The organism is Corynebacterium sp. LK14 (genome assembly GCF_008042215.1).
Classification (GTDB): domain Bacteria; phylum Actinomycetota; class Actinomycetes; order Mycobacteriales; family Mycobacteriaceae; genus Corynebacterium; species Corynebacterium striatum.
On sequence record NZ_NOVQ01000009.1, the window covers coordinates 495346 to 521290 of the forward strand.

General features: G+C 57.7%; 23 protein-coding genes. 11 read left to right on the plus strand and 12 right to left on the minus strand.

Annotated features, from left to right (window positions below):
* The first annotated feature begins 108 nt into the window (after positions 1–108).
* Both CHU71_RS05665 and CHU71_RS05670 read left to right on the plus strand, forming a co-directional pair.
* On the plus strand, positions 109–702 hold the full coding sequence (locus CHU71_RS05665; RefSeq protein ID WP_086891225.1) for a peroxiredoxin: 594 nt from the start codon (positions 109–111) through the stop codon (positions 700–702).
* An 82-nt stretch (positions 703–784) separates the two neighbouring features.
* Positions 785–1309 carry a carboxymuconolactone decarboxylase family protein gene (locus CHU71_RS05670; RefSeq protein ID WP_147760440.1) on the plus strand — a complete coding sequence of 175 codons (525 nt, stop codon included), beginning with the start codon at positions 785–787 and terminating at the stop codon, positions 1307–1309.
* Positions 1310–1590: 281 nt separating this feature from the next.
* On the opposite strand, the gene CHU71_RS05675 is transcribed toward CHU71_RS05670, so the two are convergent.
* Both CHU71_RS05675 and CHU71_RS05680 read right to left on the minus strand, forming a co-directional pair.
* The gene (locus CHU71_RS05675) at positions 1591–4134 is read right to left on the minus strand and encodes an RNA helicase (RefSeq protein WP_147760441.1); all 2544 of its coding nucleotides are present in this window, start codon (positions 4132–4134) and stop codon (positions 1591–1593) included.
* A gap of 63 nt (positions 4135–4197) precedes the next feature.
* On the minus strand, positions 4198–5292 hold the full coding sequence (locus CHU71_RS05680) for a PAC2 family protein (protein WP_147760442.1): 1095 nt from the start codon (positions 5290–5292) through the stop codon (positions 4198–4200).
* A gap of 339 nt (positions 5293–5631) precedes the next feature.
* Here CHU71_RS05680 and CHU71_RS05685 point away from each other — a divergent pair, with 339 nt between their 5' ends.
* Positions 5632–6750, plus strand: coding sequence for a DUF4192 domain-containing protein (locus CHU71_RS05685; RefSeq protein WP_147760443.1), 1119 nt, complete (start codon positions 5632–5634; stop codon positions 6748–6750).
* Between the two features lies 1 nt (position 6751).
* Here CHU71_RS05685 and galE read toward each other — a convergent pair whose 3' ends face one another.
* The 9 genes from galE to CHU71_RS05730 form a co-directional block, all read right to left on the minus strand.
* Positions 6752–7738, minus strand: coding sequence for a UDP-glucose 4-epimerase GalE (gene galE, locus CHU71_RS05690; protein ID WP_049063015.1), 987 nt, complete (start codon positions 7736–7738; stop codon positions 6752–6754).
* On the minus strand, positions 7739–8419 hold the full coding sequence (locus tag CHU71_RS05695) for a metal-dependent transcriptional regulator (RefSeq protein WP_034656975.1): 681 nt from the start codon (positions 8417–8419) through the stop codon (positions 7739–7741).
* Positions 8420–8708: 289 nt separating this feature from the next.
* The gene (locus CHU71_RS05700; RefSeq protein ID WP_147760444.1) at positions 8709–9722 is read right to left on the minus strand and encodes a sigma-70 family RNA polymerase sigma factor; all 1014 of its coding nucleotides are present in this window, start codon (positions 9720–9722) and stop codon (positions 8709–8711) included.
* 181 nt (positions 9723–9903) lie between these two features.
* Entirely contained in the window at positions 9904–10656 is a 753-nt protein-coding gene (locus CHU71_RS05705) for a transcriptional regulator (RefSeq protein ID WP_147760445.1), read from the minus strand.
* A gap of 113 nt (positions 10657–10769) precedes the next feature.
* A complete protein-coding gene (locus tag CHU71_RS05710; protein ID WP_147760446.1) occupies positions 10770–12146 on the minus strand; it encodes an L-serine ammonia-lyase in 1377 nt (458 codons plus the stop codon).
* Positions 12147–12197: 51 nt separating this feature from the next.
* A complete protein-coding gene (locus tag CHU71_RS05715) occupies positions 12198–13553 on the minus strand; it encodes an HAAAP family serine/threonine permease (protein ID WP_236593832.1) in 1356 nt (451 codons plus the stop codon).
* A gap of 420 nt (positions 13554–13973) precedes the next feature.
* Positions 13974–14429, minus strand: a complete 456-nt coding sequence (dtd, locus tag CHU71_RS05720; RefSeq protein WP_147760448.1) for a D-aminoacyl-tRNA deacylase — start codon at positions 14427–14429, stop codon at positions 13974–13976.
* Positions 14429–16090 (minus strand): methyltransferase, encoded by a 1662-nt coding sequence (locus CHU71_RS05725; RefSeq protein ID WP_147760449.1) that lies wholly within the window; start codon positions 16088–16090, stop codon positions 14429–14431. The genes dtd and CHU71_RS05725 overlap by 1 nt, the downstream gene beginning before the upstream one ends.
* Positions 16087–16566, minus strand: coding sequence for a DUF3099 domain-containing protein (locus CHU71_RS05730; RefSeq protein ID WP_187272028.1), 480 nt, complete (start codon positions 16564–16566; stop codon positions 16087–16089). Before CHU71_RS05730 ends, CHU71_RS05725 begins: the two co-directional genes overlap by 4 nt.
* Before the next feature lie 51 nt (positions 16567–16617).
* On the opposite strand from CHU71_RS05730, the gene CHU71_RS05735 reads away from it, so the two are divergent.
* The 6 genes from CHU71_RS05735 to CHU71_RS05760 all read left to right on the plus strand — a co-directional run bounded on the left by CHU71_RS05735 (position 16618) and on the right by CHU71_RS05760 (position 22129).
* Positions 16618–16869, plus strand: a complete 252-nt coding sequence (locus tag CHU71_RS05735; RefSeq protein ID WP_005529078.1) for a DUF3039 domain-containing protein — start codon at positions 16618–16620, stop codon at positions 16867–16869.
* Positions 16870–16877: 8 nt separating this feature from the next.
* The gene (locus CHU71_RS05740) at positions 16878–18671 is read left to right on the plus strand and encodes a DEAD/DEAH box helicase (RefSeq protein WP_147760450.1); all 1794 of its coding nucleotides are present in this window, start codon (positions 16878–16880) and stop codon (positions 18669–18671) included.
* 138 nt (positions 18672–18809) lie between these two features.
* The gene (locus CHU71_RS05745) at positions 18810–19274 is read left to right on the plus strand and encodes a DUF4190 domain-containing protein (protein ID WP_147760451.1); all 465 of its coding nucleotides are present in this window, start codon (positions 18810–18812) and stop codon (positions 19272–19274) included.
* A 124-nt stretch (positions 19275–19398) separates the two neighbouring features.
* The gene (locus CHU71_RS05750; protein ID WP_147760452.1) at positions 19399–19980 is read left to right on the plus strand and encodes a hypothetical protein; all 582 of its coding nucleotides are present in this window, start codon (positions 19399–19401) and stop codon (positions 19978–19980) included.
* Positions 19981–20189: 209 nt separating this feature from the next.
* On the plus strand, positions 20190–20927 hold the full coding sequence (locus tag CHU71_RS05755) for a 6-carboxyhexanoate--CoA ligase (RefSeq protein ID WP_239298128.1): 738 nt from the start codon (positions 20190–20192) through the stop codon (positions 20925–20927).
* Complete coding sequence (locus CHU71_RS05760; RefSeq protein WP_147760454.1) at positions 20924–22129, plus strand: 8-amino-7-oxononanoate synthase; 1206 nt, start codon at positions 20924–20926, stop codon at positions 22127–22129. The genes CHU71_RS05755 and CHU71_RS05760 overlap by 4 nt, the downstream gene beginning before the upstream one ends.
* Here the strand turns inward: CHU71_RS05760 and CHU71_RS12815 are convergent.
* Positions 22116–22271 carry a hypothetical protein gene (locus CHU71_RS12815; RefSeq protein ID WP_187272029.1) on the minus strand — a complete coding sequence of 52 codons (156 nt, stop codon included), beginning with the start codon at positions 22269–22271 and terminating at the stop codon, positions 22116–22118. The genes CHU71_RS05760 and CHU71_RS12815 overlap by 14 nt on opposite strands.
* Positions 22272–22582: 311 nt before the next feature.
* On the opposite strand from CHU71_RS12815, the gene CHU71_RS05765 reads away from it, so the two are divergent.
* Both CHU71_RS05765 and CHU71_RS05770 read left to right on the plus strand, forming a co-directional pair.
* The gene (locus CHU71_RS05765; protein WP_147760455.1) at positions 22583–23812 is read left to right on the plus strand and encodes an FAD-binding oxidoreductase; all 1230 of its coding nucleotides are present in this window, start codon (positions 22583–22585) and stop codon (positions 23810–23812) included.
* Positions 23813–24090: 278 nt separating this feature from the next.
* Complete coding sequence (locus CHU71_RS05770) at positions 24091–25905, plus strand: GAF domain-containing protein (RefSeq protein ID WP_255456397.1); 1815 nt, start codon at positions 24091–24093, stop codon at positions 25903–25905.
* Positions 25906–25945: the final 40 nt, after the last annotated feature.

Genomic DNA, 25945 nt, shown 5'->3' on the forward strand with positions numbered 1-25945 from the left:
TTAATTGGCATACTTGACGGTGTTGGGCAAAAAGCCCTCGCAGTGGGATAAAATCCACTACTTTTATTGACGTATTAGCACTTCACCTATAAGGAGATGTCAGTTTCCATGCCTATCTTGACCGTTGGCGAGAAGTTCCCAGAGTTCGACCTCACTGCACTTAAGGGCGGTGACCTCCACGACGTCAACGCAAACCAGCCGGAGGATTACTTCGAGCAGGTTTCCCTCGATAAGTACCAGGGCAAGTGGAAGGTCGTGTTCTTCTACCCGAAGGACTTCACCTTCGTTTGCCCAACCGAGATCGCAGCCTTCGGCAAGCTGGATGAAGAATTCCAGGATCGCGATACTCAGATTCTCGGTGGCTCCACTGACAACGAGTTCGCTCACTTCAACTGGCGTGCAACTCACCCAGAGCTGAAGGAAGTTCCTTTCCCGATGTTCTCTGACATTCGCCACGACCTGATCCGCGCGCTCGGCGTTGAGAATGCTGCTGGCGTTGCAGACCGTGCAACCTTCATCATCGACCCGGACGGCATCATCCAGTTCGTTTCCGTTACTCCGGACGCTGTTGGCCGTAACGTTGACGAGGTTCTCCGCGTCCTCGACGCACTGCAGTCCGAAGAAGTTTGCGCCTGCAACTGGGAGGCAAACGACCCGACCAAGAACATCAACAAGCTCGACGTCGTTCAGTCTGCACTCTAAGCCTTTTTGAGCCCTGCCTCGCGAGAGCGCGGTGGGGTTTCGTTTTAAGCATCGCAATCGAAAACAATTTTTAGGAGCAACTATGTCTATCGAAAACCTGAAGTCTTCCCTTCCGGAGTACGCCAAGGATCAGAAGCTGAACCTGGGTTCCCTTTCCCGTTCCACCGAGCTCAATGAAGAGCAGCTGTGGGGTTCCCTCCTCGCAGCAGCCGCTGCAACTCGTAACGACACCGTGCTTTCTGAGATCATCGAGGAAGCAAAGGAGCACCTGTCTGAGGCTGCTGTTGAGGCTGCTCTCGGTGCCGCAACCGTCATGGCTATGAACAACGTTGCATACCGCGCTAAGGGCTGGCTCGGCGATGACTTCGCTCAGGTCAAGTTCGGTCTGCGTATGAACATCATCTCCAAGCCAGGCGTAGAGAAGGCCAACTTCGAGCTGTGGAACACCGTTGTCTCCGCAATCAACGGCTGCGAGCACTGCCTCGTTGCACACGCCAAGACCCTGGCTGAAGAGGGCCTGACCAAGGAGCAGATCTGGGAGGGCATGAAGATTGCTGGTGTTATCCAGGCAGTTGCTCAGACCGTTCAGATCGAGGCTGCTCGCTAGTCTAGGGCTGATTTAAAGCCTCGCTAAGAGATTTATGACCCGCACAATCGTGCGGGTCATTTTCCGTCTCAGCCCAAGAGCCACGAGGGTTACTGCTGCGACGGCCCATCCAGCGGCGCTCCTTGGTGCGAGAACTATCGCTAGCATCGGTAGCAGTGCTCCGCCGAATCGGGAACAGATTCAGCCGTGGAAATTGGGTTGCCCGAAACTTCGGCGGACTGGTCGTCAGAACGAATAGCAGGGGTGGGGTGGGATGTCGTCATGCTAGAAGCATAGGAATACTATCGTTCGATAATTAAGCTAGACAGTCGCACTTCGCCGGCCTCATCAGAAGCATCGAGGTCAACCACGGCGACGAACTGGTAGCCATGGTCGCCTTCCGGATCTTTGATGATCTGCCGGACCTGCCACGAGCGGGTGTCCTGGCCCGAAAGACGGAAGAACTCAGGGCCACGTGCAGCGGGTCCAGAATCGATGTCGTCGTATTCGTCGAAGTAGTCATCGAGCGCCGCACCGAAATCGGGGATTTCCTCAAGATAATCCAATAGTTCTGCAAGGCGTTCTTCTTTCTCTAACGTAAATAGCTGTACCAAACGGAACATGTAGTTGCGCACCATGATGCTAAACGCACGCCGGTTGGAGGTCAGCGCGGTTGGGTCCTCCACACCAAAGGCAAGTTCGCGTTCCAGATCTTCCTGCGAGATAGGGGAGTCCTCACCGGCCATCTCAGCCCACTCGTCCACGAGGGAGGAGTCAACCTGGCGGATGAGCTCCCCGAGCCAGACCACGACGTCGGAAAGCTCCTCAGTGAAGTACTCATCCGGAACGGACTGCTTCAAGGTGCGCCACGCATCGGTCAGATAGCGCAGAATCACTCCCTCCGAGCGCGCCAAACCGTAGGTCGCCACCAAGTCAGAGAAGGTCATGGCGTTTTCGAGCATGTCACGAACCACAGATTTCGGACGCAACTCGAATTCCTTGACCCAGGCGTTCGTCTCCGCGAAGGTGTCATAGGCCTGTTCTAACAGCTCCTCGAGCGGCTTGGGCCACGTGATTTCCTCAGCGATTGCCATGCGCTCGGTGTAATCCACGCCGTCTGCCTTGAGCGCCGCAATCTCCTCGCCGCGGCGCTGTTTCTGTTGTGCGATGAGGACCTGGCGCGGATCATCCAGAATCGCCTCGTACACCGAAATCACGTCAAAGGTATACGTGTCCGATTCCGGATCAAGTAGGCTCAGCGCGGCCAGCGCAAATGGCCCCAAAGGCTGGTTTAGCGCGAAGTCTCGCGGTAGCTCGCGGACCAAGTGATAGGGCCGCCCGTAGATGTCGAGCCCCTTCGTGGACTTTTGCACCACACCTGAGTTCAACAGCCCGCGGAAGAGATCCAGAGCCGTCAAAATATCCTGGTTCTGCTTCGTGCGGGTGTCGTGATTGGTGCGCAGAAGGTGCTTCATGTGCTCGTAGCCATTGCCGTGACGGGCCAGCACATTCAGCAACATCGAGTTGGATACGCGGAACTGCGAGGTGAGCTGTTCGGGCTCAGCCTCTGTAAGACGCGCAAAGGTCTTTTCCGACCACGTCACGTCACCCTCACGCGCCGACTTTTTCTTCAGCTTCTTTAGGCGCGCCGGGTCATTGCTGAGCCGGCGGCGAGCCTTGGCATTCTCGATCTCGTGCTCGGGGGCCTCGACGATGACAGTGCCTTCAGTGTCGTAACCCGCACGTCCCGCGCGGCCCGCGATCTGGTGGAACTCGCGGGATTTAAGGATGCGCTGGCGCTGACCGTCATACTTGGCCAAGCCGGTCATGAGCACGGTGCGAATCGGGACGTTAATGCCCACGCCCAAGGTATCAGTACCGCAGATAATCTTAAGCAAGCCCTTCTGCGCTAAACGCTCGACTAAACGGCGGTACTTGGGCAGCATGCCTGCGTGGTGAACACCAATGCCACGGCGCAGTAGCTTGGAGAGGTCGCGGCCGAAGGTCGTCGTAAAGCGGAAGCTCGAAAGTTCCGCGGCAATTGCCTCCTTCTCCTCAGGCGTGATGATTCCAGAAAGGGAGGTCAGCGCCTGGGCGCGCTCCGACGCCTCGCGTTGGGAGAAGTGCACTACGTACACCGGAGCTTTCCCAGACTTTAGAATCTCTTCGATCGTCTCGTGAACGGCAGTGAATACGTAGGAAAAATCTAGGGGTACAGGGCGGGTGCTGCCGGCCACGAGGGTGGTTTCGCGCCCAGTGCGCTCGGTGAGGTCTTTTTCGAGCCAGCTGGTATCTCCCAACGTGGCGGACATCAGCAGGAACTGCGCCTTGGGCAGCTCGAGCAACGGGACCTGCCAGGCCCAACCGCGGTCTGGCTCGGAGTAGTAATGGAACTCGTCCATGACCACTTGATCAATGTTGGCTTCGGCGCCGTCGCGAAGCGCAATGTTCGCCACAATCTCAGCTGTTGCCGCAATGATGGGAGCATTGCCGTTGACGGTGGCGTCACCAGTCATCATGCCCACGTTCTCCGCGCCAAAGATCTCGCACAAAGCGAAGAACTTTTCGGAGACCAGCGCCTTGATGGGAGCAGTATAAAAGCTGCGCTGCCCACGCGCGAGCGCAATGAAGTGCGCGGCGTTGGCCACCATCGACTTACCTGAGCCCGTTGGTGTGGCAAGGATGACATTGTCGCCCGCGAGAATGCCGAGCGAGGCCTCCTCCTGTGCGGGATAAAGCGAGATTCCACGCTGATTGGTCCAGGTGAGGAAGGTATCCCAGATGGCCTCATCGACGAGGGATTCTGGGACTTCGGCAAGATCGGGCAGCATCTGAGAAAGGTTCACCCTCACCACCTTAGGTGATGAGGGTGTGGGTGGCGACAAGCCCGTCGCACTGCTGGGATGGCGCTAGAAATCGTCGCCCAAGTCGCTCCTGCGGTCATCGGGGCTCTGTTGACTGGAGCCCTTGTCCTCGTGGCGCTCAGCTTCTTTGGATGTTTCTTCAGCTGCTCGCTCAGCGGCGTCCTCGCGGTCATCGATCTCACTGTCGAGAATATCGTGGAGCTGCGAAGAATCCTCGTCCAAGCCTGCGAGGAAGGCTTGGAACTCGGCGCCAATTTCGTCGCCGGAAGGCACGCCTTCTTCGCCCGGCAAGAGGGCGTTCGGGTGCTTCTCGCGGTAGCGCTCGTGGTAGTAGTCATACTGCTCCTCGAGCTGCTGGACGACGCCCGTGATCTCATCGGAGTCCATCACCTGCTCCTCCAGATGCTGGTTGACGCGAGCGATGTCAGCTTCGAGGCTGCCAAGCGGCAGGTTCAGGCCAGCGGTGTTTGATACCGAGTTGAGCAGCGCGAACGTGCCTTGGGGGTACGGCGAAGAAGCCAGGTAATGGGGCACCGAGACGGTGTAACCAGCCACGTTGCGGCCCTTCTTATCCAGCGCCTTTTCCAAGAAAAGGGCAGCGGAGCCTGGAACCATGATGGTCTGTTCCATCTTCATCATGCGCCCCGTTAGCTCTTGGGAGTTGCCGTGAGCAGTAATGACCGTGGGGCGAGTGTGCGGCACAGGCATCGGGGCGGCGTAAAGGACGATGGTGTTGTGCACATCAAACTTCTCAGCGATGTTCACAACGGCGTCGGTGAAAGCTTCCCAGCGCAGGTCCGGCTCAAGACCAGACAGCAGCAGAAAAGACTTTCCGGAATTGTCTCGCAGGACCTTGATCCCTAAGTCGGTCGGCTCAATTTCTACCGTGCGATCTTTGTCGATGGTGACCATTGGGCGACGAGAACGGTAATCGATGAGCTCATCGCTATTAAAGGACGCCAACTGGCGGCTTTCGAGTGCGGCCTTCAGGTGGTCCGCAGAAGCCTCTACAGCCTGACCGGCATCTGCATAGCCGTGCATTGCAACGATCATGGTCGGACCCTTGTCCGCGTTGGAAGAATCCTTGACCACTGGAGCCGGATATTCCAATTCGTAGATGCGCTTTTGTTCTTCATGCATGCTTGCGATACCTCCTAAACCTGTGCCCGACAATACAGACCTGTCGTGCACTTATCGCTTCCAACACCACCTTGCAGGCAAGTATTCCCTTTGGATTTTCACCAGTAGATATGATGAAGCCGGAGACCTAAGCCTAAGGATGAGCCTTAAGGATGAGCACTGTGCTGAAAGATTGGTTTCTTGATCTTGCCCTATAAAGACAAGCTACGCTAGAAATTCGCCAAATAGCTGTGGATAACCTTGAAATTGGAGTGGCCTCGCGGTGAGTTATCCACAAAACTCGGGCACTGGGCAAATTGAACCTAGAAGTAGGTTGCATGCTTCCTGCACCCTAGGCGCATGACCAACTACTTGAACCAACACAAATCATCTGCACCCATCAATACGCCGGGGCATCTCCTTGCCAACGTACCTGGAGCCCTAGGGTTCTATCCCACGGATTCCGTCATATTCATGACCTTCGAGCCTTGCCCACAGGGGATGGCGATGGGACCCGTTGCTCGAATCGATTTTGACGATGCCCAGGAAGCCTTGCCGGAAATTTGGGAGACCATTGTCTCGCCCCAAACCGAGGGCGTGTTCGCGTTCTTTATCACTGAACGCCCCATGGACGAGGTGGAAGCGCTCGCTGAATGGATGTATGCGCTGCATAAGCACACGCACGGAATGGATATCGATGCAGCGTGGCACACCACTGAGATTGTTACGGGCGCGCGCTACGAGATTCTCTTCGGGGTGGTAAACCACGAGGGGAATGGTCCCATGAAGAAGTGGCGGGAGGGGCCGATTCCAGCGCTTACCGACGCGCCGACCATGCAGCATTGCGTGGGCAAGGAGCTCATTCCTGAGCTTAGTAGGGAAGAGCTCTATCAGAAGTTTGCGCGTGATAATCCTCGTCTGTCGCGCGAGGAATCTAAGCGGATCGCGAAACGAGCTTTAGCCCACGCGCACCAGTTTCGGGCGGAGATAGAACTGAGTGATGAAGACCCAGACTCTGCCATTGAGGACTTCCTGGGCGATACCTGGTGGCAGCTGCGCTGTCTCGACGATTTGGACGCCACGCTTGGCGACGTCGAGGCTCTCGAGACATGTGCCACCTGGATGGCTACCACGTGGTCCAGGGACTTAGTCATCGCGCAGTTGTGCCAACAGCCAGACAAGGCAAGCGTGCTCCTCCTTGCCACTGCCCGCACCTTTGAGGGCGTCATCCGGTATAACGCGCTCGCGCTGTATGCCATTACTCAGATGCAGCTTGATCGCGGTCAACTAGCTGGCCCTGCTCTAAACGTCTTGACCGAGGAAGCACCAGAACATTCGCTGGGTGGTCTGGTGCACCAGAGCTTCCGCCTCGGGCTTTCAGAGAAACTGGTGGATGTATTGCGTACAGCGTCCGACGTGGCGCGTCAGATGGTCGGGCAGGCGCGGCACGAAGCTGAAGACGCTGGGGAGGTGGCTTGAGCTAGACGCGCTTTGCGGAGTGTGCTTTGTCGCCCAGTTCCTTGGTGAAATTCCACGCGTCGGTGACGATGGTCTCTAGGTCAGTACGAGTGGGGTTCCATCCGAGCTCTGCCTTGATCTTCTCGGAGGACGCAACCAGGGTGGCTGGGTCGCCGGCGCGCCGGGGTGCGATCTCCGCAGGGATCTCGTGGCCGGTGACCTTGCGGCACATTTCGATGACTTCCTTGACGGAATAACCGTCGCCAGAGCCCAAGTTGTAGATGCGGTGGGTGCCTTCGGTGTTGGTCTTCAGCGCCAGAACGTGGGCATCTGCGAGGTCGCGGATGTGGATGTAGTCCCTGACCGCGGTGCCGTCGGCGGTGGGGTAGTCATCGCCGAACATGAAGATCTTGTCGCGGTGGCCAAGCGCCACCTGGAGTACCAGCGGAATGAGATGGGTCTCGATGGCACGGTTCTCACCAATAGAGCCGTATGCACCGGCGACGTTGAAGTAACGCAGCGAGGTAGCGCCGAGACCGTAGGCCTTGGCGAAAGACGTGATGATGTAGTCGATGGACAGCTTTGACGCACCGTAGGGATTAGTAGGCTGAGTCGGCATATCCTCCGTGATTGGAACCTGCTTTGGTTCACCATAGGTCGCAGCGGTGGAAGAGAAAACAAGGTTCTTTACGCCGTGCGCACGCATGGCGTTCAAAAGTTTGAGGGAGGTGACTACGTTGTGCTCCCAGTAGTCGGCTGGAATCTCTACCGACTCGCCGACCAACGAGCGGGCAGCGAAGTGGACTACGCCTTCAAAACCACCTTCGGCAAGTACCTCTTCGACAACATCGGCTACGTCACCTTCAACAAGGCGTGCCCCGGCGGGGACGGCTTCGCGATTGCCGGTGCTGAAATTGTCAATGATCGTGACGTCGTGGCCTTCTTCGACCAGAACTGCCGCGCAAACTGAACCTACGTAACCGGCACCGCCGGTGACTAGAAGCTTCACTTATTTCACCTCAATACGAATTGCGTGTGCGAGATCGTCAAGTAGTTCGATGGTGGCACCAGACTCGGTGGTGAGGGTGACTGTGCCATTGTTGTTCACGACGGTGACGGGCGCGCCGACAACGACTCCTGCTTCGTAGATTTGGCGGAAGGTCTCGGTATCTACCTGCAGAATCTCATTGATCTGCATGATTGTTGCGGGAGTCTCTTCGCCGTTGGGCAGATCGATGGCACGGGTGCCGCTTGGAATATCCCTGTCTTCAGCGCCGAGCTGATCAAGAGCTGGGATTGGATTACCAAAAGGGGAGCGGGTGGAATCAGGGAGTACAGCAACAACGCGTTTTTCCACTTCTTCACTCATGACGTGTTCCCAGCGGCAGGCCTCGTCGTGGACCTGGTGGATGTCGAGCCCGAGGACGTCGGTAAGCAGGCGCTCTGCAAGTCGGTGCTTGCGCATAACAGCGGTGGCTAGTTCGCGACCTGCGGGAGTGAGATCTAGGCTGCGGTCAGTGCGAACGCGGAGCAGACCATCGCGTTCCATACGAGCGACAGTTTGGGACACCGTAGGACCTGACTGTTCGAGACGCTCAGCGATACGGGCGCGCAGCGGCGTGATGCCTTCTTCCTCAAGCTCATAAATAGTACGCAGGTACATTTCAGTGGTATCAACGAGGTCCCTCACGTGGGCAAACCCTTTCTGCATGATAGGGAGCGCCGAAATGCTGCCGACCATTCCTCGGAGAGAAGAGTGGCCACCTAGCTCGGTGCCTTCGAACAATAACTAAACAATACCGCACTTTGTGATCTAAGTAGCTCATGTCTAATCGCATTTTCTACTTAGCTGGGCAGTATGGGCGGTTACCCACCTACCTATTAAACGCAAAAACCCTACCGGGTATTCCCTATAAATGGGAATTTCTCAGGCAGGGTCTGTCTTCTTAGGATTTGTGGGCTTAAATGTGTGGGAAAGCCTACAGCGCGTACTCGCGGAGGCGGTCCGCACGATTGCCGTCTCGCAACTTTGCCATCACTTCGCGCTCGATCTGGCGGACGCGTTCGCGGGAAAGCCCAAATTTACGGCCAATCTGGTCGAGCGTGCGCGGGACACCGTCGTCCAATCCATAACGCAAACGGATGACATCCTGCTCGCGTTCTTCCAAAGTTTCGATGACGCCACGAATGTCGGAGTGACGCATTGCGGCAACGACTGCGGTTTCAGCATCTGTTGCTTCTGCATCCTCGATGAAGTCGCCGAGTGGTGCTTCTTCATCGGTGCCGACTGGCATATCCAAGGAAACAGGGTCGCGGGATTGGCGGAGGAGCATCTCGATCTTCGACTCCTCGATACCGGACTCTTCAGCGAGCTCTTCGTTGGTGGCTTCGCGGCCCAAGGACTGGTACATCTCGCGCTTGATGCGGGAGAGCTTATTGACCTGTTCGACCAAGTGGACTGGGAGGCGGATGGTGCGCGACTGATCTGCCATGCCGCGGGTGATGGCTTGGCGAATCCACCACGTTGCGTAGGTGGAGAATTTGAAGCCCTTGGCGTAGTCGAACTTCTCCATGGCGCGGATTAGGCCAAGGTTGCCTTCCTGGATTAGGTCGAGGAGCGGCATTCCGCGACCGGTGTAGCGCTTGGCCAATGAAACGACGAGGCGAAGATTTGCTTCCAGCAGGTGGGAACGAGCTTTCTTGCCCTCGCGAACCAAGATCTTGAGGTCGCGCTTTTCAGCGCGGGTGATCTTTTCTGCATTCGCGAGTTTGTACTCTGCGTAAAGGCCAACTTCGATGCGCTGGGCGAGTTCTACCTCGTCTTCGGCGCTGAGCAGAGCAGTTTTGCCGATGCCGTTGAGGTAAACGCGAACCAGATCGGCGGAAGGATTGTCATTGGTTTGATTACGACGCGAACCGCGATCAACTTCCTGCTCTTCTGCGAGTGAGTTTTTACCAAGGTCAGCAGCGGTGCTGTCGGACTTGTTGGCCATGTCGAGCCTCCTGAGGTTGCGGCTTGTTACAACAAGTACAACGGCCCTTGGATTCTTTTAGTTCCCGCGTCTAAAAACTTTTCGAGTCCTATGCCGGAAAGGGTAGAACCTCCCCGCAAATGGGGGGGGGAGGTTCTGCGTGGGGCTTGCCCAAAGGCGCTAGAAGCGTGGAGCGAGGTACCTAATTGCGTACCTTGACTAGATACCGGTAGATGGTGGGTTCGGAGACCCCAAGGCGTTTTGCTGCTGCGCTAATACCACCTTTGAGGAGGAAGAACCCGTTGTCTTCTAGGGCGCGGACAACCTCGATGCGTTCATCGCGTTGCATGCGATCAACGGGGGCTTTCTGGGGTGCGATAGCGGCATCGAGCATCGATTCGAGCAAATTCTCAACGTTGTCGCGGAGAGATTCGCTGACCGCTTCTTCCTCGGCAGCGGGCTGGGGGACAAAGGTCTGAGTGACCTGAGTTCCCGGGTATCCGCCGAAGGCTTGGGTCTTGTCCTTGGCTTCTTCGGTGTTGCCAATGAGGAAGTTGGCAGCGTTGCGAATGCCAACGAGATCCGAAATGTCCACATTAATACACAGCATGCCGCGCATGTGTCCAGTCGAATCGCGGAGGAAATAGCTGGAGGAGTGGCAAATCTTTCCCTCAGCATTGACAGCCCGGTAACCGGTCATCATGGGTACTGCGGCTGCGTCGCCTTGCTTCATAAACCATAAAGCGAAGTCCGTGACCGGGCCGCCGATTTTGCGTCCTGAAATATGGCCATTTGCGATTGCAATGATGGACTGGTCCGGTACATCGAGATCGTGCAAGACGATTTCAGTGTTGGGGCCCAAGGCTTGGCCTAGAAATTCGACGAGAGGTACGTACTGCCCGAGGAAATCTTGGTCAATGCCGTGACTGTTGAGCTCATTCATCAGTTGAAGCATGTCCTTGTGTTCCTGACATTTAGATAGATGGATAGATATTAGCACAAAATAAGGCGGATGAACACGAGCGGCGTAGCGCTGTGTTCACCCGCCCTATGGGTGACTTCGGAATGCTAGCCGCACACCGGAATTGGAGGATGAACAGCCAGCGCGAGGCCGCCTTGTGAAGTCTCGCGGTACTTGGCATTCAAGTCCTTGCCAGTCTTGTACATGGTCCAGATGACCTCGTCGAGGCTGACGCATGGCTTGCTCTCACGTTCGAGGGCCATGCGGGCACTGGTGATTGAGTCAACTGCAGCCACAGCATTACGCTCAATGCAAGGAACCTGTACTTGGCCGAGGACCGGGTCACAGGTCAGGCCAAGCTTGTGCTCCATGCCAATCTCGGCAGCTACGCAAACTTGTTCTGGGGTGCCACCCATGAGTTGAGCCAAGCCACCTGCTGCCATTGAGCAGGCAACACCGATTTCGCCTTGGCAACCGACCTCTGCACCCGAGATGGATGCATTCATCTTGTACAGCGAAGCAATTTGGTTGCACGCGAAGATGTAGTCCGCGAACATATCCTCGGTAACTGGCTCGACAAACTTGTCGTAGTACGCAAGCACTGCTGGGACAACGCCGCAGGCGCCGTTGGTTGGGGCAGTGACAACGCGGCCACATGATGCGTTTTCCTCTGAGATTGCCAGTGCAAACATGTTGACCCAGCTGAGGATGTTCAAGCCGTCATGTGGCTCTTCCTTTTCCAAGCGACGCTTTAGGGCAGCCGCGCGGCGCGGAACGAGAAGGGCACCAGGCAGCGGGCCGTCGGAGGAGGAGCCGCGGACAATGCCGGTGTACATGACGTCGCGAACCTTGCGAAGGTGCTCACGAACTTCTTCTTCGGAGCGAAGCGCAAGCTCATTAGCCATGCCCAACTCTGGGAGGGTCATGTTGTTTGTCTCGCACAGGGCAAGCATTTCAGCAGCGCTGGTGTAGGTATAAGGAACCTTGATGTTGTCCTCGCCGCGCTTGGCAAAGTCTTCCTGGGAGACAATGAACCCGCCGCCGATGGAGTAGTAGGTCTTGTGCAGGAGTTCTTCTTCGTCGCCGTCGAAGGCGATGAGGCACATGCCGTTCTCATGCATCGGTAGGTATTCGTCGTGGAAGAAGAAGCCGCCTTCCTCCGGGAAGTCAACTTCGCGGGTACCGCCAAGCATGAGCTTTTCGGAGGCGTGGATGTTCTTGACGAACTCGGAGATCCCGTCAATGTCAACGGTTTCCGGCTCCTCCCCGGCAAGGCCCAGGAGGATGGCCTTGTCGGTGGAGTGGCCGATACCTGTTAGAGACAGGGAGCCGTAGACATTAGCTTGAATGCGAGTGACGTGCTCGAACAGTTCCTTTTCCTTGAGCTCATCAACAAACGCCTTGCCAGCTTTCATTGGGCCAAGCGTGTGTGAGCTTGAGGGACCGATGCCAATCTTGAACATATCGAAGATGCTGATGAACATTGCTTTTCCTTGAATCCTCAGAGTTTCCAAATTTCCGGTTCGTACTCTGACCTAGAAGGCCTGGACGATGGTGTAGATGATGGTGGCGAGGGCGATGAGGCCCATGAAGAAGACGAAGTAGTTGGAAGCCTTGCCCTTGAAGCGAGCTAGTGCGGGAACCTTGTGGATTGCCCACATCGGGATGAGGAAGAGGATGAGTGCAATCGTCGGGCCGCACAGGGTTTCAATCATGCCCAGGATGGATGGGTCTGCCCAAGCGGTCAGCCATGCGGTAACCAGCATGAAGATGAGGGTGATAGTGCCGAGCTTGCGAGCGGTTGCAGCGTCGTCCTTGTCGAGGCTCTTGTTGCCCTTGAGGATGAGGCCTTCGAAGCCTTCAGCAGCACCGAGGTAGTGGCCGAGGAAGGACTTTGCAACAGCGACCATTGCGATAATCGGTGCAATCCACTGGATGATCGGGGTATCGAAGTGGTTAGCCAGGTAGGACAGGATGGTGATGTTCTGGGACTTTGCTTCTGCCATGTCAGCTGGGGACAGTGCCAGGGCGCAGGAGAAGACGAAGAACATGACGACGACGACCATGAGGATTTCTGCGCGCAGCAGGGTCTTGCGTGCCTTGACCTCAGCGAACTTGCCGTAGGTCTCGCGGCGGTCAACTGCGAAGGAGGAAATCATCGGGGAGTGGTTGAAGGAGAAGACCATAACCGGAACCAGGAGCATCAGGGTGACACCCAAGCTGTGGCCGGAAGCTTCACGGGCAACGTTCAGGTCGAAGGAATCGAACAATGCGGTGTTCCACTTCGGGATGAGGTAGACGGATAGCAGAACCAGAACGCCGATGAACGGGTAAACCAGCCAAGACATGACCTTGACGATGACATCCTTGCCCATGCGGACGATGAGGATGAGACCACCGACCAGCAGGAGGGAGGTCAGCCAGCGTGCCGGCGGGTTAATACCGATTTGGTTCTGGAGGAAGGAATTAACCGTGTTGGTGATGGTCACGGAGTAAACCAAGAGAATCGGGTAGACGGAGAGGAAGTACAGGATGTTCATGAACACGCCTGCCTTAATTCCGAAGTGCTCCTCGACGACGTCGGTGAGGTCGCCTTCTGGCTTGGAGCTAGAGAGCACCAGGCGGGTAAGGCCACGGTGTGCCCAGTAGGTCATTGGCAGTGCCACGACCGTCATGATGAGCAGCGGGATGATGCCGCCGATGCCTGCGTTGATGGGGAGGAACAAGACGCCGGCGCCGATTGCGGTGCCAAAGAGTGACAGCATCCAGGTGAGGTCCGTCTTGTTCCACTTGGGGGCCCCGGTGGTTCCGGAGAATGGTGACTGCGATGAGTCAGCGGAAGTGGACTGTTCGGCCTTCAATGCTTTGGAGGTCTTGAGGCTCTCCGGCATGTTGGGCTCATTCTCGGGGTGATTCGCGGTGTTGTTCCGCAAGACTGAGTGAGACATTTTCTTTCTCCTGCGTCTCTAGATGGTCGACCGAAGCTTTAGAGCTTGGTGCAACCTTGCAAGCCTTGAGAATTTTCTCTCGGTTGCAATTCTGCAACTGCCTTCGGACGTTTTGTGCTTTGTCCTGCAGTTTCAGCCCTTTTTGCTTCGCTGTAGTTTCATCATAAACCCGCATCGGTGAGAAATGATAATAAATTATTGTATTGCAAGTACGTTTTTTATCACTCTTTTAAAATTTGATTTTTGCGGCAGTCTGTGCGTTGTTCAACAACCTGATAGATGGAGTGAGGTGTCGCATAGTCAAATAGAAAACGCGCAGGTGAAAAGCCTGCGCGCGGTGGGGGATTGGGCTGTGGGAAAGTTTTAGGCCTCCACGAGAACTGTGAATGGACCCTGATTTACGGATGAAACATGCATCATGGCCCCGAATCTTCCGGTCTCAACACGGAGTCCCCGTGAGAGAAGTTTTGCAGTGATTCTCTCAATTACGGGTTCTGCCTTCTCTCCCGGCGCAGCATCGGACCAGGAAGGACGACGGCCCTTGGCAGTCTTTCCGTACAACGTAAATTGACTGACGACCAACACTGGAGCGCCAGCTTCCTCAACGCTTCTTTCACCTTCAAGAATGCGCAGTTCGGCGATCTTGCGTGCCATTTTCTCAATAGCAGCCTCGAGCTCACCGCCCGAGGACTCGGTATCAATGCGAGAAATTCCAATCAGCGCCAGAATTCCACCGGTATCTGGGCAGTCAATTTCCCCCACGACCTCACCATTTACGGTTACGGATGCGTGAGAAACACGCGTGAGAACGGCTCGCATTAATCCTCCTGTTGGTCAGTCGAGTTGTCGGAGCGGACATCTCCCTGGAGATCGTCGCGGTTTCCCTCAAAGGTGACGCCGCTTGCAGAAGCGGTATCAACGTTGGTGAATGCTAAGAGATCTGTCGGGATGATAAGCCCATGGCGGATGAGATCGACCATTGCGGGAATCGCCGAGGCCACGAGTTCTTCTTCGTCGAAGCCCTGGGCTGTGGCATAGAGCTCGATTGTTTCTCCCAAACTCAGACCGTGCGGGTTGAGGCCTGCAACGATGGACGCGATGTGCTTGTCGACGTCGTGGGACCACCGTGGCCCTTCCGTGCGGGTTAAACGCAACGCCGCCGGCGAGAAACCCATTCCGAGCTCGCTATCTGGAAGGCCGATGTCTTCCCGTGCTACGCCAGGGCGGACCTGGAAGTGCTTGGTCTCGATTTCGCCAGGGACGAGGTTGCGCAGCCATGCGATGCGCGCGAAATACTCCTCTACCTCTGGTCCCAGTGGATCTGTGAATGGTTGTGGCATGTATTCGGCAAGGATGTCGGAGGGCTCGTCGTCGCCGATTTTCTGGATGGCCACGAATCCGAATCCAATTCCCGTGACATCGTGCGCAGAAAAGTGCTCAAGCCACAGCCGGGCGCGCTCGCGTCCTTCTAGCGAGCGAACGTCTACGGATTCGTCCTTGAGCCACGTCGATACATAAAGCGCAGGATCAGCCACGTCGCGCTGGATGATCCATGCGGCAACACCAGTATCGGGCAGCCAAGAAGCCACACGCTGCTGCCAGGATTGTTCGCCCTGATGCACCCACGCAGCGAGGACATGCGCGCTGCCACCCGGATTGAGGTGCTCAACTGCCTGGGAGACCACGAGTTCGCTGGCGCCATCGAGGTTGAGCCCCGAGTCACGATAAATATGGCCAACCTCAGGCAAACCCACCACAAAGGGAGGGTTAGCAACGATTCGGTCGAAGCTCATTCCGGCAACCGGCTCAAACCAGGAGCCTTGCAGGAGTTCTACCTTGTCGCTTGCGTCTGCGCCTGCCGCTGCGATTGTCGCGCGTGCCAGCTCAAGGGCTCGCTCGTGCAGATCGGTCGCCGTGACATGCTCTGCGGTCGACAGCTGACCCAGTAGCTGTACACCTGAACCCGTTCCCAAGTCCAAGGCGGACTCGACTGGAGTCAGTGGAGTTGATTGGAGAAGCGAGAGGCTAGCCGCACCGACGCCTAGGACGTGGTCTGGGCCGGGCACATGATCGACGAGCCCGGCATCGACGTCGGAAAAGACTAGTCGATTCTCACCCACAATGATGTGCGGCCGGATGTCATAGGCAATGTAGACCTCGCCAACGTCGTTGCGCTGGGCGATGCCTGCATCCAGTAGTTTGGTGGCAAGCCTGGCACTCAGGACGTCGGAAAGCTGCTCCGGCGTGACAGTATCGTGCAGGATAAACAGACGGATGAGGGCGTCGAGAGTGGTATCGCCTGCAGCACCTAAGGCTACGGCCGCTGGCTCGCCACGGTGCATAGCCTCCGTGTACTCCGGCCCCAAATGTCCGGCGATGCCATCGGCGGTGAAGCCGTGCGCGGTGAGGAACTCGCTGAGCTCTGCGGCAACCTCGGCCACTGGGTGCTCGGGCTGGAAAGCAGGGCCAAAGATAGTCATCGTGGGTCCTTTTCGTCGAAATCTATGTCGTGGTCAATGGTCTCAACTGGCTGATCTTCGATCGCTCTGCGTTGTGGATTGGCAATCTGCTGTGCCTGAGCTTGTGTCATCTGGCGGGCAAGAGCGGGTTTGTAGACGTTCTTTTCCCTCTTGTCCTTCGGCTGCCCCTTGCCATTGCCAATGACGACCGCAATCCACGGCAGCGGGAAGGTCACGCCAATGATGAGCGTCGCGGCAAGCCACGCATCGTAGAAATAGATGAGGGCGCCGCCTACCAGCAGAGAAGGAACGCGCAGGAACTGCAGGATCGAGTAGATGACCTCGCGTCTGTGGCGGTCTTGGCCTGGGGAGAGCTGAGCGTCCGTGATGAGGTGAGCTTCGCGGCGTCGAAAAGCGCGGCGGGGAGACCAACGCCCCGATTGTGGGGTGGCCTTGGGCCTATAACCGGACCTATCGCGCGAGTTCTTTGAGGACATGCGTACAAGGGTAGACGTGCGAGGTGCGAAGTTCGACACCAATGCGGCATTATGGGTGGGGTGAGTACGACGACTAAGACGATTGAACGTCCCGACATCCGTGAGGATTCGTCGACGACTGATAATGACACCCCAAAGTTCTTCCACTACGTGAAGAAGAACCAGATTTTGGACTCCGCCGTCAACGGTAAGTACGTCGTTGCGCTGTGCGGGGAGACCTTCCCAGTGACCAAGCAGGCCAAGCCCGGATCCCCGGTGTGCCCGGATTGTGAGCGCGTGTACAAGGGCCTGCGCCGCAAGTGAGCCGCCCGGTGAGTAATTCTGTATCCCGCAACCCCAGAAGATTCGCCAACAACGGAAAGCTACGTGCCTGGCAGCAGGCCGCCCTCGATAAGTTCCTGGCCAAAAAGCCCCAGGACTTCATGGCCGTGGCAACGCCTGGCGCGGGTAAGACCACCTTTGCGCTGCGCATTGCTACGGAGCTGATGGAAGACCGCACGGTCGAGCGCGTCATCGTCGTGGTGCCTACTGAACACCTGAAGATTCAGTGGTTCCAGTCGGCTGCGCGCGTGGGCTTGGCGCTGGATCCGCACTTCTCGAATTCTTCTGCCGTAAACCCGGCGATGGACGGCATCGTGGTGACCTATGCCCAGGTGGGCATGCACCCGTTCAAGCACCGCGCGGTGGCTTCGGCGCGCCGTACGTTGGTGATCCTGGATGAGATCCACCACGCCGGTGACGCCAAGAGCTGGGGCGACGGCGTGCGCGAGGCTTATGACGATGTCGAACATCGCCTGGCGCTGACGGGTACGCCTTTCCGATCTGACGATTCCCAGATCCCCTTTGTGCGCTACGAGCAGGACGGGGAGGGGCATCTCGTTTCGCGTTCGGATCACGCCTATAACTATGGCGATGCGCTCCGCGACGGCGTCGTGCGTCCCGTTGTGTTCTTGTCCTACTCGGGCGAGGCGCGTTGGCGTGACTCTGCGGGTGAGGAATATGCGGCCCGCCTGGGCGATATCTTGAACCCTGAGCAGACAGCGCGTGCATGGAAGACCGCGCTGGACCCGAAGGGCGAGTGGATCCCGGCGGTGCTGCAGGCCGCGCACACGCGCCTGATGCAGATGCGCCGCAACATGCCGGACGCTGGCGGCCTGGTGCTGGCTACCGATACGCAGACCGCGCGTGCTTACGCGAAGATTCTGAAGCAGATTTCCTCGACCCCGGTCTCGGTGATTTTGTCCGATGACCCGGGCTCCTCGGACCGCATTGAGGAGTTTTCCAAGTCCACCGACGAGTGGATGGTGGCAGTGCGCATGGTGTCTGAGGGCGTCGACGTCCCTCGCCTGGCGGTGGGCGTCTACGCCACCTCGGCCTCGACTCCGCTGTTCTTCGCGCAGGCAATCGGCCGCTTCGTGCGATCTCGTATGCCCGGTGAGACCGCCTCGGTGTTCCTGCCTTCCGTGCCGGTGCTGCTGGGCCTGGCAGAGAACATGGAAAAGGAACGCAACCATGTCCTGGGTGAGGAAAAGAGCCCCGATAAAGAGGGTTGGGACGACGAGCTATTGGCGGAGGCCAATAGTAAGAAGTCTGAGCCTGACATGCTCGAGCCCTCCTACGAGGCCCTCGGCGCTGAGGCGGAATTTTCCGGCCTGCTGTTTAACGGCTCGCAGTTCAACACCGGCGACATCACCGAAGACGTCGATGCGGACTTCCTGGGCATCCCCGGGCTTCTCGACGCCGACCAGGTCAAGGACCTGCTGCGCAAAAAGCAGTCGGAGGAACTCGACCGCCGCGAAGCAGAGGAGAAGGCGCGCCGGGCTGCTGAGGCTGCTGAGGAACAGCGCCGCAAGCTCTACGGCATGCAGTACGCCCCGAAGCGCCGTGAGGAACCAGCCAACAACCAAGAATCCACCGGCGTGGTGGATGAGATTGGCAACCTGCGCAAGGAGCTCAACACCGTTGTCTCCATTACCGCGCAGCGCACCGGCCGCCCCCACGGCGCCATTCACACTGAGGTGCGCAAGGCCTGCGGCGGCCCACCCACCGCGCTTTGCGACGCCGAGCAACTGCGCCAGCGCATCGAGTACCTGCGCAAGTGGTAGGTGACGCGACGCGGTGCACTCCTAGCGTGGAGCGCACCCAGCGTGGGCAACTTAGTCAAAAGCAGTAGTCAAAAGCAATAGAACGATTAGCGATAACACGATTAAGGCTTGTGGGCAGCACTCAAGGAGGCCAAGCGTATGACCACCCCGAACGACCCTCACACCCCGGGCAACGGGAAGAATTCCGACAGCGCCGAAGGTGCGGTATTCCCGGCCTATGCCGGTGGTGGTGTCGGTGAACCTCAAGCCGAAAAGAAAAGCGTGATCGCTATTTGGGCTCTCGTAATCGGCATCATTGCGCTGGTGTCTTTGTTCCTAGTTGTTCCACCGCTGCTGCTGGGGCCGATTGGCATCATCGTCTCCATCGTCGCATTGCTAAAAGGTAAGAAGCGACCAAAAGAGCTGCGCCGCGCCTGGATGTCCATCGCCGGCTTGATTACCTCAATTATCGCTTTAATCTTGTCCGTTGCTTTCTCGATTTACTTGTATACGCACATTGGTTGGACGATGACGCCTGACCCTGAAATGTGCACGACCATCGATGACCCAGCGCAAAAGCAAGCCTGCATGGAAGATTCTTTGAATGGCTCTACTCAAAACTAGGTTGCCAGTGATTTCACAGGTTCCGTAAGTAACGTGGCCGGAAGCGATTGCAAACGCATAAGCTATTTAACGCACATATTCGATAAAAGCACGCAATTAGAGCTGCCCCAAGGAGGCCAAACGCATGACCACCCCGAACAACCCAGAGAACCCGGACAACGCAAAGAGCCCATTTAGCAGCGACAGCACCAGCAAGCTGCCGTCCTACGGTGAGGCAACCTCCAAGGCCAACGAGGAGCGCGCTCACGACGTCGACGCCGCAAACAACCACGATGGCCTGAACGACCACACCGCTCACGACCACGCCTCCCACGATGCTTACGGCACGAACGCAACCGCCGCTGGCGCCGACAGCCAGCCGGCAAAGAAGAACGCCGTTGCTATCTGGGCGATGGTCATCGGCATCATCGCGCTGCTGTCGCTGCTGCTGATTGTTCCGCCGCTGCTGCTCGGCCCAATCGGCATCATCGTCTCCATCATCGCGCTGGTCGTTGGCCGCAAGCGCCCGAAGGAGCTGCGCCGCACCTGGATGTCCATCGTCGGCCTGATTACTTCCATCCTGGCCCTCGCTGGGGCCATCGCCGTCATGGCCCTCGGCGTGAAGATCCTCGGCGACACCGGCGCCGCCAAGTGCCTGGAGATGCAGGATCCTGCCCAGCAGCAGGCCTGCATGGAGGAAACCCTGGGCACCGTACCACAGCAGTAGGGGAAATACCCACACACTGCGCAAAGCAACCCCCACGAGCCCCGACCACATACGTGGTTGGAAGGCACGTGGGGGTTCTTAATGTCTCGTGGAAGTCGCACTGTCACTTGGCATAGGTAAGTGCGTTTCCGAGCGGAGCTAGGAGAGGGGATTAACCCTGTTTCGATAATTATTGAACGGTGTTCAAGATGCTGGGCTACGATACCTGCATGGCAGAAACCTCGGCTGTGCTGATGAGTATTAAGATGCGTGCAAGCCTTGAAGGTAGGCATATCTCGGGTGCAGAACGCATCGTAGAACCGCACCTTGTTCCTCGCGTGAGCTCAGAGCTTGCCACTCGTGCGTTGCGGCACGAGAAGGGCGTGCCGGATTCCATCAACATTGCTACGCGGGCGGTTGCAGCAAGCGACATTGCTCATGTCAGCGCCTTGAAGGTTAGTGCACGGGACTGCGAGAACCCGGAGTCTGCACAAACAGCGATGATAACCGTGCTCGCTAGGAACAACCGTGTTTCCGAGAGCGCAGCCCGCCGAGGTATCGAGCTTCTGTACCGCACCCGCGATATGCGCGGTGCGAGCATCGTCTGTGCTGAAACCGGTGAGCGTCTAGACACTCATGGGCAACGTGGCGTTCGGGTTGGAACATTTGATTGGGCTGATTTCCTTTGTGCCGAGTCGAAGAACCATCGGGCTGATGCCGTTGCTTTAGCATCCAAGGCTCTTGCTGCGCCGGGCATTGTCGCGGAAGTCTGTATTTCCGATGACCCGAGCTACACCACGGGTTATGTTGCAGTCGAAGGTTCCTATACGGCTTTGCGCAACGTCAAGGCTGAAGGCGGGAAACAAGGTGGACGTGTCTTGTTCTATTCAGGCGCACTTAGTGTACTTCCGGCGACAGAGCAGTGGCTGCGTGAAAAGCCTGTCCTTGTGGAAGGCTCTTGGCAATGAGCCTGGAAGACTGGGCATTCAGTTCCAATACTTCGTGGTGTGAGCGTGGTCTGGAAAGAACCGAAAGGGTCATTAGCGGTAGTCAAAGTCCGCACACCGTGGTCGATGGGCGTGAAACGCTGCTTGCGGGATCGTCTGATTACCTGGGGCTCGGGACGAATCGCGCGCTTGCCGACGCGGCCCACGAAGCAACGCTGCGCGTCGGGGTAGGGTCAGGAGGATCGCGTCTGACCACGGGTACGAGTGACTATCACGTAGCACTCGAGCGTGATTTGGCTGGGTTTGTCGGTGCGCCGGCAGCGCTCGTGTTCGGTTCGGGTTACCACGCCAACATGGGAGTAATTCCTGCGCTTGCTGCAGCTGCGCGAGATTGTGGCGAGAGACTTTCTATTTTCTCTGATGCTGATAATCATGCGAGCATCATCGACGGCATCCGGCTGGCCAAGTCGAGCTACCAAGGGCTCCGGTCATCTGTTTATCCGCACCTTGACGTGAAAACCTTAGAAGAGCAGCTTGCTGCCGATGCATCGGAGCGCCGATTGATTGTCAGTGACGGCGTATTTTCCATGTCCGGCGAGCTTGCGAATCTCCATGCGCTTCAGGAACTTGCTCAGGATTCCAACGCCTGGTTGATGATCGATGACGCGCACGGAATCGGCACACTTGGCAAAAATGGACGCGGCGTTTGTGAGCATTTCGATTTGCCCTTGTCGGATATCTATATCGGTACCGCGAGCAAAGCACTAGGTGTGGCGGGCGCTTTCGTCGCGGGCAGTGAGCCACTTATCGAGCTATGCCGCCAACGTTGCCGCAGCTACATCTTCTCAACGTCCATGCCGCCATCGCAGGCAGCCACCATCAGTGCGGCGTTAGCTCTCGTTCCTTCGCGAGTGCAACGGCTTGCCCGCGTCGTGCGCAACCTTCGGCAGCGTCTGCGGGCGAACGGTTGGAAAGTGGTGGACTCGCCCGCACCTATTATCGTCTTGCCGGTAGGCGCTGAGGACGCAGCTATGGAGTGTGCGGCACAGGCAGCTGAAAGGGGAGTAATTGTTTCTCCGATCCGCTATCCGTCGGTACCGCTCGGACAGGCATTGCTAAGACTTACGGCTCATGCTGACTACTCCGAGGAAGATATTGCGCTCATTGTCGATGCCGTAGGCCCCTGCCTCAATAGTGCGACCGCGGTGCTCACCACAAAGTGACCATCGCAATGAGCGCCGAAGCCACAACGAGCGGAACCTCCCACATACCGATGTGCAAGGCCGGAAGTCTCATCACTTCGCCGGTGGCTGGAGCGATTCCCAGAAGCAGGGTGATGAGTCGATTGACCTTGATGTCCTTCATGTCTGCTCCTCTTTGCTTCAGCCTTCGGTGCTTGGGTCAAGCCGATTCGCTTATTTGCCATTCCTTACCTTGGGCCCAAGTTTCGAGATTTCTAGAGCTAATAGGGAGGCGCTATTTAATTATTGTCACCGCTCATTCTTGCTCAGCTTTCTAATGTTTCTGGTTATTTAACTGTGCCTATTCATAACGGGTGTCGCGGTCTATGGGATGTAGTAGCATTTCCCACAATTGTCTTAATATGTGACATAGAACCTAGCCTGCGTCAATAAAGGGGCTGGCTAAAACCGTGACTATCTAAGGAGTAGAAAGTGGTGGCAAATCATTCAATCGTTATCGGCGCGGGCATGGTGGGTTTGTCCACCGCCTGGTTCCTGCGTAAAGCCGGATACGAGGTCACGGTCATTGACCGCGACGGCGTGGCAGCCGGCTCCTCGTGGGGCAACGCCGGTTGGTTGAGCCCGGGTAAGACCATCCCGCTGGCGAACAGTGAGCTGTGGCGCTATACCCCTCAGGCATTCCTCGACCCGAACGCAGCACTGCACGTGCCGCTGGTTCCGGACCCCAAGGTCGTGGACTTCGGTGTGCGGTTCATGGCGAACGCGAACCAGCGCGCCTGGGACCGCACCATGAAGGCGCTGACTCCCATCAACCTTAAGGCGCTGGGTGCATACGACGAGCTCGTTGAGGGCGGCGTGGAATCCTGGACCAAGGACAGTCCATTTATCATCGCCTTCAAGAATGAGGCTGAGGCCGTCGGCTTCATCGAAGAGGTCGAAGGCGCCGTACGCCACGGCCAGGAAGTGCCTTTCGAGGAAATTTCCAATCCTCGCGACTTCGTCCCCCACCTGTCTGATTCGGTGAACCTCGTATTCAAGCTGGGCAACCAGCGCTACTTTGAGCCGGGCCCGTTTGCGCACAAGCTTGCCGACGCCCTCCGCTCCCGCGGCGTCGAAATCCGCACCGGTGCTTCCGTGGTGGATGTTCAGTCCACCCGCAAGCCAGTAGTTGAGCTCTCCACGGGGGAGCGCCTACAGGCGGACAACGTAGTTATCGCAACTGGTGCATGGCTGCCGAAGCTCGCTCGCCGCCTTGGTGTGCGTACCCGCGTACAAGCAGGCCGCGGCTATTCCTTTAGCGTCGACACCGGCGAGAATTCCATCGATTATCCGGTCTACCTGCCAGCCCAGCGTCTTGCCTGCACCCCGTACCAGGGTCGTTTCCGTATCGCCGGAACCATGGAGTTCCGCGACGCGGATGCGCCATTCGATCCCAAGCGGGTGCAGTCCATGATCAAGCACGCGAGTGAGATGTTCACCGGCATCAACTTCGATGACCGTGAGGACGAATGGGTGGGCAGCCGCCCAGTCACCCCAGACGGCCTGCCCCTCATCGGCGCAACCAAGGCGCCGAACGTTTACGTCTCAGGCGGACACGGCATGTGGGGCGTGGTCCTCGGCCCAGCGTCCGGCCGTGCGCTGGCACACCTCATCGAGACGGGCGAGACCCTGCCGGAGATTAAGGATTTTGACCCGCTGCGCTAGTCGAAGATGAGCTTCATCGTTTTAGAACCGAAAGGGGCGTCGTAGGGATCTTCCAACGGCGCCTCTGGGTCTGACTCCCGACGTGTCCACTTTCCGGGGGCAGGCCCGTTCAAGCGAGGACATGTAGTAGCCCGGAGTCGACATTGGTTGGGAATGTGCCGAAAGCGCCAGATCCCGGCACGCCTGACGCGGGCCTGCGAAAATGCCAGTGCGTAGTCCCTGCGTGTGCCAAGATGGACACACATCACAGTCGTGTGCGAAGGAAAAAGGAGGATGCCGTGTCAGCATTGAGCGAAATCCTGCGCAGGCTCAATAGCTCGGTGACCATCCCTGATCATTTGCTCGCGTCGTTGCAGGAGGACGAGTTGTCGGCGCTGCGCATGCTGGAAAACACCATCGATTCCAACCGCACGTGGCGCGTCATGTCGACGAAGATTTTGGAAGTCTCGCAAATGCTCAATGCGGGTCGCGCGTCGAATGACGTGCTTGACACCATCGTGCGGCATGCGCGCTCTATCATTGGCGCGCACATTGGGTACATCAGTCTCAACGATGACGAGTCGGGGTTTACCAATATCCTTGCTACGGCTGGCGTTGTGACGGAGGGCTTTCGGAATATTCGCATGCCCATCGGCACTGGCATCCTGGGCATTGTGGCGGCCACGAATCGCCCCGCCTGGACATATGATCACGCTGAGGATCCGGAGGTCAGTCACGTCGATTACGTGGATGAGGCGGTGGAAGCCGAGGGCATTCGAGGCATTCTGGGCGCGCCCATTCGCATCAGTGGCAAGACCGTGGGCGCGTTGCTCGTCGGCGACCGCCACCCGCGGCATTACTCGCGTGATGAAATTATGGCTATCGAGCTCCTCGGCGCGATGACGGCGGTAGCACTTGATACGGCGCGCGTCATCGAGTCCCAGGGCGAGTCTGTCGCGAAGCTCAGCCGTTCGCAGTTGGAACTGCGCACCCACGTCGAGGAATTGCACAAACTTGCCGATGCCGACTCCCGGCTGCTCGCAGTCCTCATCGGCGATGCACGGTTCGAGGAACTTGCGGAGGTGCTTAGCGAGTTCTTGGGTGTGCAGGTCGAGCTGTGGCTAGAAGAATCATCTACCTTCGTGGGCGATGGCACGCGCGACGAGTGGACGGATGCCATCGCCGCGGCACGCAAGCACAACAACACGAGGAGCGTGGATAATCGCAGCGTGCTTCCGGTCGAGTTCCATGGGCGTTTCCTTGGGGCGATCTGCGTGCCCAAAGGTATTAACGACGTGGAGCTGCGCGTCGTGGGGCATGCCTCCGCGGCTTTCGCCGCCATCGCTCTCTTCAACGAGGCGCTTGTCGATGCCACCGCGCGCAAGGTTGATGACCTTGTCTACTCCGTCGCAGTGGGCACCGCCGGAAATGAAGAGGCGTTGCGTCTCAAACGGCTGACAGGCATCGACCTCGCGCAACCAGAGTCGCTGTATTTCCTCGGCGTCAACTGCGCCGACCCGGCACTGTCCCGGATGCGTCTGGATGGGTTGCTCGATGGGGCATCGGCAGTCACGCGTCATGAGCAGCATTACTGCGTACTCTTTCAACCGGATAGGGATGTCGCAACGTCCGTGCGTCGGCTCGTCGCGGAGTCGTCCGCGCCCGTCTTCGTTGCGGCCGCACCCGTTGCCGGTGTAACGGAGGCGCACGAGGCACACGATTCGGCGATGGCGTACCTCGATGCCGCGATTACATTGGGCATGAGCGGCGAGCTCGTCACCGAAGATACGCTCGGTGCCGTGGGGCTCATCCTGGGAGCGGACGCGAGTGCACTGGCGACGCTCGTAAGGCGTAGTGTGGGCGCGCTTGTTGAGTACGACGCCGCGCATGACACGGAACTCGAGGCGACGGCCTACCAGTTCTTCTTGAGTGGACATAGTATTCCCGGAACCGCACGCGAGTTGTACCTTCACGTTAATACCGTGCGCCAGCGCCTCGAGCGTATTAGCCGTGTCCTTGGTGAGGATTGGGCAACAGGGGAGCGAAGCCTCGATACCCAGCTTGCGCTCCGGATTCGTGCGCTAGCGCGAGGCCGCGGCCACACGGGTGTGTAGATTTACACACCCATCGCGCGGAATGGTGGATTATTCTCCT